Genomic DNA, 12751 nt, shown 5'->3' with positions numbered 1-12751 from the left:
CCCCCGTGGCGTACCTCAGCTATTGACGCGCTCGAAGATCTTCTCGATCTTTTCTTTCAACACCTGAGCCGTGAATGGTTTTACCACGTAACCATTAACGCCAGCCTGAGCCGCCTCAATGATCTGATCACGCTTGGCCTCTGCCGTTACCATCAGCACCGGCAGGTGTTTCAGGCGTTCGTCAGCGCGCACAGTACGCAGCAGGTCGATGCCGGACATGCCAGGCATGTTCCAGTCCGTTACCAGGAAATCGAAGTTGCCGCTGTGCAGCATTGGCAGTGCAGTGACGCCGTCGTCCGCTTCCTGGGTATTGGTGAAGCCCAGGTCACGCAACAGGTTCTTGATGATCCGCCGCATCGTCGAAAAATCGTCAACGATGAGGATTTTCATGTTCTTGTCCAATTAGACCTCCAAGCAGTCTTTAACGCGCTCAGCGCTGAACGCGCACTCAATCAAATCCGGCACAACATTTTCACGACTGCATGAAACCCAGCAATCAACGCGCGCGCCATTCTCCCAGCCGCCCACGCAAGCGTGCAGCACACTGGCTGTGCAACTGGCTGACCCGCGACTCACTGACCCCAAGCACCTCGCCGATTTCCTTGAGGTTCAGCTCTTCGTCGTAATACAACGCCAGCACCAGCCGCTCACGCTCAGGCAAGTTGGCAATCGCATCTGCCAACGCTGCCTGAAAGCGCTCGTCTTCCAGATCGCGCGAAGGCTCGACCTGGGCGCTGGCGCCGTCCTCGTGCAGCCCTTCATGCTCGCCGTCCTGCAACAGGTCGTCGAAGCTGAACAGGCGACTGCCCAAGGTGTCATTCAAAATCCCGTAATAATCATCGAGACTCAATTGAAGTTCGGCAGCAACTTCATGATCTTTAGCGTCACGACCTGTTTTTGCTTCAACAGCGCGAATTGCATCACTGACCATGCGGGTATTGCGATGAACCGAACGCGGCGCCCAATCCCCCTTGCGCACCTCATCCAGCATCGCACCGCGGATGCGAATACCGGCATAGGTCTCAAAACTGGCACCTTTGCTTGAGTCATACTTGTTCGCCACCTCAAGCAAACCGATCATGCCGGCCTGAATCAGGTCTTCAACCTGAACACTGGCGGGCAAACGCGCCAACAGGTGGTAAGCGATGCGCTTGACCAGCGGCGCGTAGCGTTCGACCAACTCATACTGCGCGTCGCGCGAAGCCTTGCTGTACATCCGGAAACCGCTGGCACTCATAGAGCAGGCCCCACACTGGTCGGCTGCACCAGACGCTCGACGAAGAACTCCAGATGGCCGCGCGGGTTGGCTGGCAGCGGCCAGCTATCGACCTTCTGTGCGATGGCCTTGAACGCCAGCGCGCACTTGGAACGCGGAAAGGCTTCATAGACCGCTCGCTGCTTCTGCACGGCTTTACGCACGCACTCGTCATACGGCACTGCACCGACGTATTGTAGGGCGACATCGAGGAAGCGATCCGTGACCTTGGTCAACTTAGCGAACAGATTGCGCCCTTCCTGAGGGCTTTGCGCCATGTTCGCCAGCACGCGGAAGCGGTTCATGCCGTAATCACGGTTAAGCAGCTTGATCAACGCATAGGCGTCGGTAATCGAGGTCGGCTCGTCACAGACCACCAGCAACACTTCCTGGGCTGCTCGAACGAAGCTGACCACCGAGTCACCAATACCCGCAGCAGTGTCGATCACCAGCACATCGAGGTTGTCGCCGATATCGCTGAACGCCTGAATCAGGCCGGCATGCTGAGCGGGCGCCAGGTGAACCATGCTTTGCGTACCCGAAGCGGCAGGCACGATGCGCACACCGCCCGGCCCCTGCAGCAGCACGTCGCGCAGCTCGCAGTGCCCTTCGATAACGTCGGCCAGGGTTCGCTTGGGCGTGAGGCCCAGCAACACGTCGACGTTAGCCAGGCCCAGGTCGGCGTCCAACAGCATGACGCGACGGCCGAGCTCGGCCAACGCCAGTGACAAGTTCACTGACACGTTAGTCTTGCCAACGCCACCTTTGCCGCCGGTCACGGCGATCACCTGTACGGGATGCATGCTACCCATGTTTGTTCTTTACCTTGTCTTGCTTAGACCGAGGCCACATGACTGGCTGCACTTTCAAACACCTGAAAAATGCCTGGCAGACCATTGATGTAGATACTTTGCAACGTCTTCACCGGCACCTCAGCCAACACGCTTCGGGCCGTGATAGAGATCAGCGAACATATCGGCCATGGCCTCCTCGCTGGGTTCGTCCTGCATTTGCACACTGACCGCGCGGCTGACCAACTGGTGGCGGCGCGGCACGTGCAAGTCATCCGGAATGCGCGGCCCATCGGTCAGATAGGCCACCGGCAATTCATGACTGATCGCCAGGCTCAACACTTCACCGAGGCTGGCGGTTTCATCAAGTTTAGTCAGGATGCAACCGGCCAGCCCGCAGCGCTTGTAGCTGTGGTAGGCCGCCGTCAGCACCTGTTTCTGGCTGGTCGTCGCCAGCACCAGGTAGTTCTTCGCCTGGATACCGCGACCGGCCAGCGTCTCCAACTGCATGCGCAGGGCCGGATCACTGGCCTGCAAACCTGCGGTATCGATCAGCACCACGCGCTTGCGCAGCAAGGGCTCCAACGCCTGCCCCAAGGACTGCCCCGGATCGACATGGGTGACCGAAACATTGAGGATACGCCCGAGCGTCTTCAGTTGTTCCTGGGCACCGATGCGGAAACTGTCCATGCTCACCAGGGCCAGGTTCTGCGCGCCGTACTTGAGCACGTAGCGGGCTGCCAACTTCGCCAGCGTAGTGGTCTTGCCCATACCCGCCGGGCCGACCATGGCGATCACGCCGCCCTCTTCGATCGGATCGACTTCCGGTACGCTGATCATCCGCGCCAGGTGGGCCAGCAACATCCGCCAGGCATGGCGTGGCTCTTCAATTTCGGCGGTCAGGTCAAGCAGCTCGCGCGACAGCGGTCCGGACAAGCCAATACGCTGCAGGCGGCGCCAGAGGCTCGCTTGCTGCGGCTTGCTGCCCTGCAGTTGAGTCCACGCCAGCGACCCCAGCTGCACCTCCAGCAATTCACGCAAACCAGACAGCTCGTTACGCATCGAGTCAAACAGGCGCTGATCTACCGCAGGCGCTGGCGCGACCCGAGGGCGCTCCGGCTCATCGACATGCGGCTCGATCAGCGGCTCCGATGCAGTCAGTGGCAGGCCGGCGAACAACTGGCGATTCGCCGTCTCATCACCCTCGACGCGGCTGCTCAATTCGGCTTGGGCAGTTACGATGCGCGACTGTGTCTTGCGCAGTTCATCTTCAAGCTCAACGTTGGGCACACGTGGCGCCAAGGCAGACAACTTGTAGTCCAGCGCAGCCGTCAGCTCGACACCGCCAGCAATCCGTCGGTTGCCGATGATGGCGGCCTCAGCCCCCAGCTCATCACGAACCAACTTCATGGCCTGACGCATATCGGCTGCGAAAAAACGCTTAACTTGCATAACCCACTACCTCAGCCGTTGGGGCCTACTGTGGCAACGATGGTGACTTGCTTGTTGTCAGGTATTTCCTGATACGCCAAAACATGCAAATTCGGTACTGCCAGGCGACCAAAACGCGACAACATTGCCCGTATCGGCCCTGCGACCAACAAGATCGCTGGTTGCCCTTGCATTTCTTGACGCTGGGCAGCCTCGATTAACGAACGCTGAAGCTTTTCAGCCATGCTTGGCTCAAGAAGAACGCCCTCTTCTTGACCTTGCCCGGCCCTTTGTAAACTATTGAGCAAAATCTGTTCCAACCTTGGCTCAAGCGTGATAACTGGCAGCTCAGACTCAGTGCCGACAATGCTTTGCACGATGGCGCGACACAATCCGACGCGCACCGCGGCTACCAAAGCGGCGGTATCTTGACTCTTCCCGGCGTTGTTCGCGATGGCTTCGGCAATGCTGCGGATGTCACGCACGGGCACCTGCTCGGACAACAGCGCCTGCAACACCTTGAGCAACCCCGACAGCGACATGATGCCCGGTACCAACTCCTCGGCCAGTTTCGGCGAGCCCTTGGCCAATACCTGCAGCAACTGCTGAACCTCTTCGTGACCGATCAGCTCATGGCAATGCTTGTGCAGGATCTGGTTCAAGTGCGTAGCAACCACGGTGCTGGCATCGACCACGGTGTAACCCAGCGACTGGGCCTGGCTGCGCTGGCCAACGTCGATCCACACAGCCTCCAGGCCGAAGGCCGGGTCCTTGGCGGCAATGCCATTGAGCGTACCAAAGACCTGCCCCGGGTTAATCGCGAGCTCCCGGTCAGGATAGATTTCCGCCTCAGCCAGGATGACCCCCATGAGCGTCAGGCGGTAGGCACTTGGCGCAAGGTCGAGGTTGTCGCGGATGTGCACCGTCGGCATCAGGAAACCGAGGTCCTGGGAGAGCTTTTTGCGCACGCCCTTGATCCGCGCCAACAGTTGCCCACCCTGATTGCGGTCGACCAATGGAATCAGGCGATAGCCCACTTCCAGGCCGATCATGTCAATCGGCGTGACGTCGTCCCAGCCCAGCTCTTTGGTTTCCATGGCTCGCTGTGGAGACGGCAGCAGGTCTTGCTGCATCTGAGCCATTTCCTGCGCCTTGAGCTTGGCCTGATTCTGCTTGCGCCACACCATGTAGGCGGCACCACCGGCCAGCGCCGCCAAGCCGATAAAGGCAACGTGCGGCATACCCGGCACCAGGCCCATGACCAGCATGATCCCGGCCGAAACCGCCAAGGCCTTCGGCGACTCGAACATCTGTCGGTTGATCTGCTTGCCCATGTCCTCGGAACCCGAGGCACGCGTCACCATGATCGCCGCAGCGGTGGACAACAGCAGCGATGGCAACTGCGCCACCAAACCGTCACCAATGGTCAACAAGGCGTACACCTTGCCCGCATCGGCGAAGGTCATGTTGTGCTGGAACATACCGACGGCCATACCGCCGATCAGGTTGATGAACAGAATCAGCAGGCCGGCGATGGCGTCACCGCGCACAAACTTGCTGGCACCGTCCATGGAACCATAGAACTCAGCCTCCTGAGCCACCTCGGAGCGGCGCGCCTTGGCCTGGGCCTGATCGATCAGGCCGGCGTTGAGGTCGGCGTCGATTGCCATTTGCTTGCCCGGCATCGCGTCGAGGGTAAACCGCGCACTCACTTCGGAGATACGCCCTGCACCCTTGGTAACCACGACGAAGTTGATGATCATCAGGATGGCGAAGACCACGATACCGACCACGTAGTTACCGCCGATCACCACCTCACCAAAGGCCTGAATCACCTTACCGGCCGCAGCGTGACCATCATGACCATGGAGCATGACTACCCGCGTCGACGCTACGTTCAACGCCAGCCGTAGCAGCGTCGCCACCAGCAAAATGGTCGGGAAAACAGCAAAATCCAGTGGGCGCAGTGCGTAGACACACACCAGCAGGACCACAATCGACAGGGCAATGTTGAACGTGAAGAACACGTCGAGCAGGAACGGCGGGATCGGCAACATCATCATTGCCAGCAACACCAGCAGCAACAGCGGCACACCCAGGTTTCCTCGGCCAAGGCCGACCAGGTTGCTACGGGCGCTGTTGATTAACTGAGTGCGATCCACCGGTATTCCTCTCAAGCAAACTTTTGACGCCACGAAGGCGCGTGGCGCTGCCTTTGCAAGAAGCCTTCCAACTTTGCGTCTGTCACGCAATAAGAGGCTTTCAGGGGGATCAGAACGTATGCGGTGCGGTAATCGCAGGCAAGCCGGCTGGCCACAGGACGCCACCACATCAGGGTAGGATCAGGAGTCCCGACGCAAATCCGGCGGAATCGGTACGTCCTTGAGGGGGTCAGGCGCCTTGCCTTTGCCAGCACGGTACTGGCGGACCTGGAAGACATAGGCCAGCACCTGGGCCACCGCCAGGTACAGGCCCGCCGGGATTTCTTCCTCAAGCTCGGTGGAGTAGTAGATCGAGCGCGCCAACGCCGCCGACTCAAGAATCTGGATCTTGTGCTCACCCGCGATTTCACGAATCTTCAGCGCAATGAAGTCAGTGCCCTTGGCCAGCAGCAATGGCGCACCGCCCTTTTCAGGGTCGTACTTGAGCGCCACGGCATAGTGCGTCGGGTTGGTGATGACCACATCGGCTTCGGGAATCGCCGCCATCATCCGTCGCTGCGACATCTCGCGCTGGGTCTGTCGAATGCGCTGTTTGACCTCGGGGCGACCTTCACTGTCCTTGTACTCGTCACGCACTTCCTGCTTGGTCATCAACAGCTTCTTGTGTGCCTGCCAAAGCTGCAAAGGCGCGTCTACGGCGGCGATCAGCAGCAAACCCGCCGCCATCCACAAGGCACTCCAGCCCACCACCTGAACGCTATGGATGATTGCCTGATCAAGCGGCTCATGCGCGATGGCAATCAGGTCGTCGCGATCTGAAGACAGCACCACCAAGGCCACCAGCAAGATCACAAAGAACTTGGCCAGCGCCTTGAGCAACTCGGTCAGCGCATGCATGGAGAACATCCGCTTGATCCCGGACATCGGGTTCATTCGGCTGAACTTCGGTGCCAGGCTACTGCCGGCAAACAAAAACCCACCCAGGGAAATCGGCCCGATGATCGCCGCCAGCAGCAGTACCAGCAACACCGGCTGAGTGGCGAGTATGGCCATCTTGCCCGAGGCCAACAGAAAGATCCCCATGGAGCGCTCGTCGATGAGCACCTCGCGGGACAAGGTGAAATTGATCCGCATCAGCTCCATCAGCGTTTCCGCCAACGCACCGCCGAAGACCAGCAACCCGCCCGCGCCCGCCAAGGTCACGGCAACCGTATTGAGTTCTTTGGAGCGCGCAATCTCGCCCTTTTCACGAGCGTCCTTCTTGCGCTTGTCGGTGGGGTCTTCTGTTTTATCCTGACCGCTCTCGCTCTCAGCCATGCTCAGCGCGCCCTCGCCAGTTCACGCAGCCATTGCAGGGCCTCGGAGGCCAATGACTGGTAATGGGACAGAATGTCGGCCAGACCGACCCAGAAAATCCCGAGCCCCAATACCAGGGTCAAGGGAAAACCAATGGAAAAAATGTTCAACTGCGGCGCGGCACGGGTCATCACGCCAAAGGCGATGTTGACCACCAGCAGTGCGGTAATCGCCGGCAGTACCAGCAGCAGTGCTGCGCCCAATACCCAGCCCAGGCGCCCGGCCATGTCCCAGAAATGATTGACCAGCAGACCGCTGCCAATTGGCAATGTGGTGAAACTCTCGGTGAGCACCTCGAAAACCACCAGATGGCCATTCATCGATAGAAACAACAGGGTCACCAGCATCGTCAGGAACTGACTGACCACCGCGACATTGACGCCGTTGGCCGGATCGACCATCGAGGCAAACGCCATCCCCATCTGAATCGCAACAATCTGCCCGGCAATCACAAAGGCCTGGAAGAACAGCTGCAGCGCCATACCGAACAGGGCACCGATGATCACCTGTTCGGCAATCAGCAGCAGCCCACTGAGGCTCAAGGGATTGACCTCAGGCAGAGGCGGCAAGCCAGGCACGATGACCACCGTAATAGCCACCGCGAAATACAGCCGGATGCGCGCTGGCAACAAGGTGGTACCGAATATCGGCATGGTCATCAGTACGGCAGCGACACGAAACAGCGGCAGGATGAACGACGCCACCCACGTGCTGATCTGCGCATCGGTCAACTCGAGCATGCCGTACTCAACCGATCAGCTGCGGAATACTGCCGTACAGCGACAGGATGTACTCCATGAACGTGCGAACCAACCACGGCCCTACCACGATCAGGGTCACCAGCATCACCAACAGCCGCGGCAAGAAGCTCAGGGTCTGTTCGTTGATCTGGGTGGCCGCCTGAAACATCGCGACCACCAGGCCGACCAGCAGGCTCGGCACTACCAGCACCGCCACCATCATCGTGGTCAGCCACAGCGCATCGCGAAACAGGTCGACAGCGACTTCCGGGGTCATGCGCGATTCTCCTAGACGCCGCCGAAACTGCCGGCCAGGGTACCAATGATAAGCGCCCAGCCGTCCACCAGCACGAAGAGCATGATCTTGAAAGGCAACGAGATGATCAACGGCGAGAGCATCATCATACCCATGGCCATCAGTACGCTGGCGACCACCAGGTCAATGATCAGAAACGGAATAAAGATCATGAAGCCGATTTGAAACGCCGTCTTCAGTTCCGATGTCACAAAGGCAGGCACCAGGATCGTCAACGGCGCCTGGTCGGGCGTTGCGATGTCGGTACGCTTGGACAGCCGCATGAACAGATCAAGGTCGCTCTGCCGGGTTTGCGCCAGCATGAAATCCTTCAGCGGCACTTCGGCCTTGGCAATCGCATCCTGCGCGGTAAGCGTCTCGTTCAGGTAAGGCTGTAGCGCATCGCGATTCACCCGGTCGAACACCGGGGCCATGATGAACATGGTCAGGAACAGTGCCATGCCGGTGAGGATCTGGTTCGACGGAGTCTGCTGCAAGCCCAGGGCCTGGCGCAAAATCGAGAAGACGATGATGATCCGGGTAAAACTGGTCATCAGGATGACGAACGCCGGGATGAAACTCAGCGCCGTCATGATCAACAGGATCTGCAGGCTGACGGAGTACTCCTGCTGCCCATTCGCCCCATTGGACAAGGTAATGGCCGGGATCGACAGCGGATCGGCAGCCAAGGCCAACGGCGCCGCCAGCATCAGCAGCAGCGTCAACATCATGCGCAATGCGCCCATTACGTCTTGTCCTTCTGATCCTTGCCCAGCAACTCCATCAGGCGCTGAGCGAATTCCGGTGTAGCCTGTCGCGCACCCGACGGCACTTCGACCGGCTCACGCAACACATGCAACGCTTCGATCGTGCCAGGCGAGTGCCCCAGCAAAATCTGCTCATTGCCTACCTTGACCAGCAGCAGGCGGTCGCGCGGCCCCAAGGCCCGCGTACCGATGATCTCAATGACCTGATCGCCTCGCGGCGCAGCCTGCTGCACCCTGCGCAGCAGCCAGGCCAGAAAGAAGATCAACCCCACCACCAACAGCAAGCCCAGCACCAACTGCGCCAACTGCCCACCGACACTTCCCGGCGCAGCCGGCGCGGACGCCGTCGCCGCCGGCTGCGCCGCGAGAGCCACGTCGACGCAGAACAGGCCGGCCGCAGCCAGACCCTTGAGCAGAGTGTTTTTCACTTAGCGCAGCTTCTTGATACGTTCGCTCGGGCTGATCACGTCAGTCAGACGAATACCGAACTTCTCGTTGACCACAACCACTTCACCGTGCGCAATCAGCGTACCGTTAACCAGAACATCCAGCGGCTCTCCGGCCAGGCGATCAAGCTCGATCACCGAACCCTGGTTGAGTTGCAGCAGGTTACGGATGTTGATTTCAGTACTGCCGACTTCCATGGAGATGCTCACCGGAATATCCAGGATCACATCCAGGTTCGGGCCTTCAAGGCTGACCTGTTCATTGCTGCGTGGCGAGGAAGGAAACTCCTCCATCGGCAGGCGGCCCGAAGCAGGCGTGGTGCTACCGCCGGACATCAGGGCATCGATGTCGGCCTGACCGCCCTCGCCAGTTTCACTCAAGGCAGCGGCCCACTCATCGGCCAGCGCCTGATCTTCCATGGAGGTGATATCGTTTTCGTCAGCCATTTTGTCCTCGACGGGCAATCAATTCGGGGGGTAAACCAGCAGCGCCGCTTAGCGACGCTCGATCGGATCGGTTATCTGCAGGGCCAGGGTGCCCTTGTGCGAGCCCAGCTTGGCCTTGAACGACGGCACGCCGTTGGCCCGCAGAATCAGCTCTTCGGGTAATTCGATAGGGATCACGTCACCGGGCTGCATGTGCAGGATGTCGCGCAGGCGCAACTGACGCCGGGCTACCGTCGCACTCAACGGCACGCTGACGTCCAGCACGTCTTCACGCAGGGCCTTGACCCAACGCTCATCCTGGTCATCCAGGTCAGACTGGAAGCCGGCATCCAGCATCTCGCGTACCGGCTCGATCATCGAGTACGGCATGGTCACATGCAGGTCGCCACCGCCGCCATCGAGTTCAATGTGGAAGGTCGAGACCACCACCGCCTCACTCGGACCGACAATGTTGGCCATGGCCGGGTTGACCTCCGAGTTGATGTACTCGAAGTTGACCGGCATGATCGCCTGCCAGGCTTCCTTGAGGTCGACGAAGGCCTGATCCAGCACCATGCGCACCACGCGCAGCTCGGTCGGGGTGAATTCACGGCCTTCGATCTTGGCGTGACGGCCGTCACCACCAAAGAAATTGTCCACCAGCTTGAATACCAGCTTGGCATCAAGAATGAACAGTGACGTGCCGCGCAACGGCTTGATCTTCACCAGGTTCAAGCTGGTCGGCACGTACAACGAATGCACGTACTCACCGAACTTCATTACCTGAACCCCGCCTACCGCCACGTCAGCAGAGCGACGCAACAGGTTGAACATGCTGATACGGGTATAACGGGCGAAACGCTCGTTGATCATTTCCAGGGTCGGCATGCGTCCGCGGACGATCCGATCCTGGCTGGTCAGGTCATAACTTTTGACGCTACCGGGCTCAGCGGCGCTTTCGGTTTGCACCAGACCATCGTCGACACCGTGTAACAGGGCATCGATTTCATCCTGGGACAGCAGGTCCTGCACGGCCATCTTGGGCTCCTACTGCAATACGAAATTGGTGAACAGCAACTGGTCAACAACCAGTTTGCCAACTTCCTTCTGCGCCACTTCCTGAACACTGGCAGTGGCCTTCTGGCGCAACATTTCCTGACCGACCGGGGTTGCCAGGGTATCGAAGCCCTGGCCCGAGAACAGCATGACCAGGTTGTTGCGGATCACCGGCATGTGCACTTTCAGTGCATCCAGCGCAGCCTGGTCACGGCCCTGCATGGTGATGCTCACCTGCATGAAACGCTGACGACCGTTCTGGTTGAAGTTGACTACGAATGCAGGAGACAGGGGTTCGTAGATTGCTGCCGGCTTGACGTTGGTCACCTGCGCAGGGCTTGCCTCAGGCTTGCTGTCGGCCTTGTGCAGGAAGAACCAGGTTGCCCCCACGGACAGACCAATCGCCAGGAGCAATGCCAGCACCAACAACAGGATCAGTTTGAGTTTGCCTTTCGAGGCGGGGTCTTTCACTGCGTCGTTCTTCGCCATGCCAATAATCCGTCACTCACACGAGATTTCACTCAGATGGCGAGGGTTCAGCAAGTGTTATGCCAGTTTCCCGGAACAGGCGATGGAATCCATGGCGCGCCGGCTAGATCGCCCCTGGAGGGCCGGCGCCTGGAGGGGCTTTACGCGAGGCGCCGCGGCTCACATCATGCGTAATAATCTACCGCGCTGGAACCGATCACTACCTGGCGCTCGACAGCCTTGACGCCAGCATCAGCCTCCGCCTGCTCTGCGCCATCCCCCGCCTCACCGCGCCGCCCGGCAACGCCGCTCAGGCGCGGGCCTTCTTGAGCACCCTGCTGCTGGCCGCGCGACTGATCGGAAACGTTGACATCCGGTTGCGCCAGGCCTTGCTGGGCAAACAACTCACGCAGACGATGAACCTGCCCTTCCAGCGCATCACGAACCACCACATGACCACTGACGAAGGTGATCTGGGCTGGCTGGTCCGCCGCCAGGTTGACGCGAATATCGAGGCGCCCCAGTTCAGCAGGCTGAAGCTGAATATCGGCCGACTTCAGGTTCTGGCTGGACAGGTACATGACGCGGTTGACCAACCCTTCAGTCCAGCCACTCTGGTTCATCGCCAGCGGCTGATTAAGGGGCGCGGCCGGAACCGGCACGGCATTGGCGGTCTTGGCGGTTGCCGCCTGGGTCAAGGCGCTCAAGCGCTCGGCAAAGTTATCGACACGCGTGTCGCTGGCAGCCCCCTTGAGATCTTTCAGGCCATCATCCATCAGCGCGCCAAAGGCTTTATCGCCCGGCTCACCCTGCTCCGCCTCAGCACCCGGCTTGTCGACGATTGCCGTCAGTGTATTGACGGCAGACTGCCCCTGCGTCGCTTCTGGCTGTGGCTGAGCAGACTTGCCCGTTGGCGCGGCATTCACCGATGTGGTTCCCTGGGCCTGAGCACTCTGCTCCAGCGCCAGGCGCAGCGTTGGCAAATCAGCAAGCGGATCGACATCGGGATCGAAAGGCGGCTCTTGTGGAGCGCTATCGCTGGCGGGCGCCTGCACCTGCGCTTGAAGCTGCGCAGCCTGCACCACTGGCGCCACCGCCTCGGCCTGAGCCTGAATCAATTGCGCCCCTGGCTGGGCATCGGTGACCTGGCCGGCAACCAGGCTCGGATCAAGCAACTGCGGGTCGGCCTGATCGGCTGAATCCTCTGTAGCTACAGCATCTTGCGCCAGCGCCGTGTCGGCAACCTGCGCGTCATCCTGGCCCTGAACCTCTTTTTTATTCGCGTTATCGGCAGGCAAGCTTTTGCCGCTACCGGCAACTTTCTGCTGCCCATCCACCTTGGAATTGCCACTGCTGGCGGTGTTGGCTGGCGCGAACGGCTTGTCGACGGAAGGCCCGCCCGCGACCTTGTCCTTGGATTGCGAAAGCACTTGGGAGAAGCCTGAAGCCTTGTCGCCAAGCGCCTGCTGCGACTTGTCCGATGACGCACCTGATGCGCGCGATGAATTGGCGACGGAGCCCGATTGCAGCAATGGGTTTGTGGCGACAGGCATGAAAG

14 protein-coding genes are annotated in these 12751 nt (G+C 59.9%); all 14 read right to left on the bottom strand.

Going from position 1 to position 12751, the window contains the following annotated elements; translation table 11 throughout:
* Nucleotides 1-15: 15 nt before the first annotated feature.
* The gene (locus AB7M23_RS13480) at nt 16-390 is read right to left on the bottom strand and encodes a chemotaxis response regulator CheY (RefSeq protein WP_176717425.1); all 375 of its coding nucleotides are present in this window, start codon (nt 388-390) and stop codon (nt 16-18) included.
* Between the two features lie 106 nt (nt 391-496).
* The gene (gene fliA, locus AB7M23_RS13475) at nt 497-1237 is read right to left on the bottom strand and encodes an RNA polymerase sigma factor FliA (RefSeq protein WP_065760006.1); all 741 of its coding nucleotides are present in this window, start codon (nt 1235-1237) and stop codon (nt 497-499) included.
* Nucleotides 1234-2067, bottom strand: coding sequence for a flagellar synthesis regulator FleN (gene fleN / locus AB7M23_RS13470; protein WP_065760005.1), 834 nt, complete (start codon nt 2065-2067; stop codon nt 1234-1236). The genes fliA and fleN overlap by 4 nt, the downstream gene beginning before the upstream one ends.
* A 120-nt stretch (nt 2068-2187) precedes the next feature.
* On the bottom strand, nt 2188-3498 hold the full coding sequence (gene flhF / locus AB7M23_RS13465; protein WP_454241040.1) for a flagellar biosynthesis protein FlhF: 1311 nt from the start codon (nt 3496-3498) through the stop codon (nt 2188-2190).
* Nucleotides 3499-3509: 11 nt separating this feature from the next.
* Entirely contained in the window at nt 3510-5639 is a 2130-nt protein-coding gene (gene flhA / locus AB7M23_RS13460) for a flagellar biosynthesis protein FlhA (RefSeq protein ID WP_454241039.1), read from the bottom strand.
* A 180-nt stretch (nt 5640-5819) separates the two neighbouring features.
* A complete protein-coding gene (flhB, locus tag AB7M23_RS13455) occupies nt 5820-6956 on the bottom strand; it encodes a flagellar biosynthesis protein FlhB (RefSeq protein WP_454241038.1) in 1137 nt (378 codons plus the stop codon).
* A 2-nt stretch (nt 6957-6958) separates the two neighbouring features.
* Entirely contained in the window at nt 6959-7735 is a 777-nt protein-coding gene (gene fliR / locus AB7M23_RS13450; protein ID WP_065760001.1) for a flagellar biosynthetic protein FliR, read from the bottom strand.
* Between the two features lie 7 nt (nt 7736-7742).
* Nucleotides 7743-8012: a flagellar biosynthesis protein FliQ gene (fliQ, locus tag AB7M23_RS13445; protein ID WP_065760000.1), complete on the bottom strand. Its 270-nt coding sequence runs from the start codon at nt 8010-8012 to the stop codon at nt 7743-7745.
* An 11-nt stretch (nt 8013-8023) separates the two neighbouring features.
* Nucleotides 8024-8776: a flagellar type III secretion system pore protein FliP gene (gene fliP, locus AB7M23_RS13440; RefSeq protein ID WP_065759999.1), complete on the bottom strand. Its 753-nt coding sequence runs from the start codon at nt 8774-8776 to the stop codon at nt 8024-8026.
* On the bottom strand, nt 8776-9225 hold the full coding sequence (gene fliO / locus AB7M23_RS13435) for a flagellar biosynthetic protein FliO (protein WP_330523232.1): 450 nt from the start codon (nt 9223-9225) through the stop codon (nt 8776-8778). Before fliO ends, fliP begins: the two co-directional genes overlap by 1 nt.
* The gene (gene fliN, locus AB7M23_RS13430; protein WP_065759997.1) at nt 9226-9690 is read right to left on the bottom strand and encodes a flagellar motor switch protein FliN; all 465 of its coding nucleotides are present in this window, start codon (nt 9688-9690) and stop codon (nt 9226-9228) included.
* 48 nt (nt 9691-9738) lie between these two features.
* Complete coding sequence (fliM, locus tag AB7M23_RS13425) at nt 9739-10707, bottom strand: flagellar motor switch protein FliM (RefSeq protein ID WP_065759996.1); 969 nt, start codon at nt 10705-10707, stop codon at nt 9739-9741.
* A gap of 9 nt (nt 10708-10716) precedes the next feature.
* Nucleotides 10717-11214 carry a flagellar basal body-associated protein FliL gene (gene fliL, locus AB7M23_RS13420; protein WP_454241037.1) on the bottom strand — a complete coding sequence of 166 codons (498 nt, stop codon included), beginning with the start codon at nt 11212-11214 and terminating at the stop codon, nt 10717-10719.
* A 164-nt stretch (nt 11215-11378) separates the two neighbouring features.
* Nucleotides 11379-12746 (bottom strand): flagellar hook-length control protein FliK, encoded by a 1368-nt coding sequence (locus tag AB7M23_RS13415; RefSeq protein WP_454241036.1) that lies wholly within the window; start codon nt 12744-12746, stop codon nt 11379-11381.
* Nucleotides 12747-12751: the final 5 nt, after the last annotated feature.

The sequence above is a fragment of the Pseudomonas sp. HLS-6 TE3448 genome (assembly GCF_053629555.1).
Note: the sequence above shows the minus strand (reverse complement) of the source record. Positions and strands in the feature narration are given on the sequence as shown.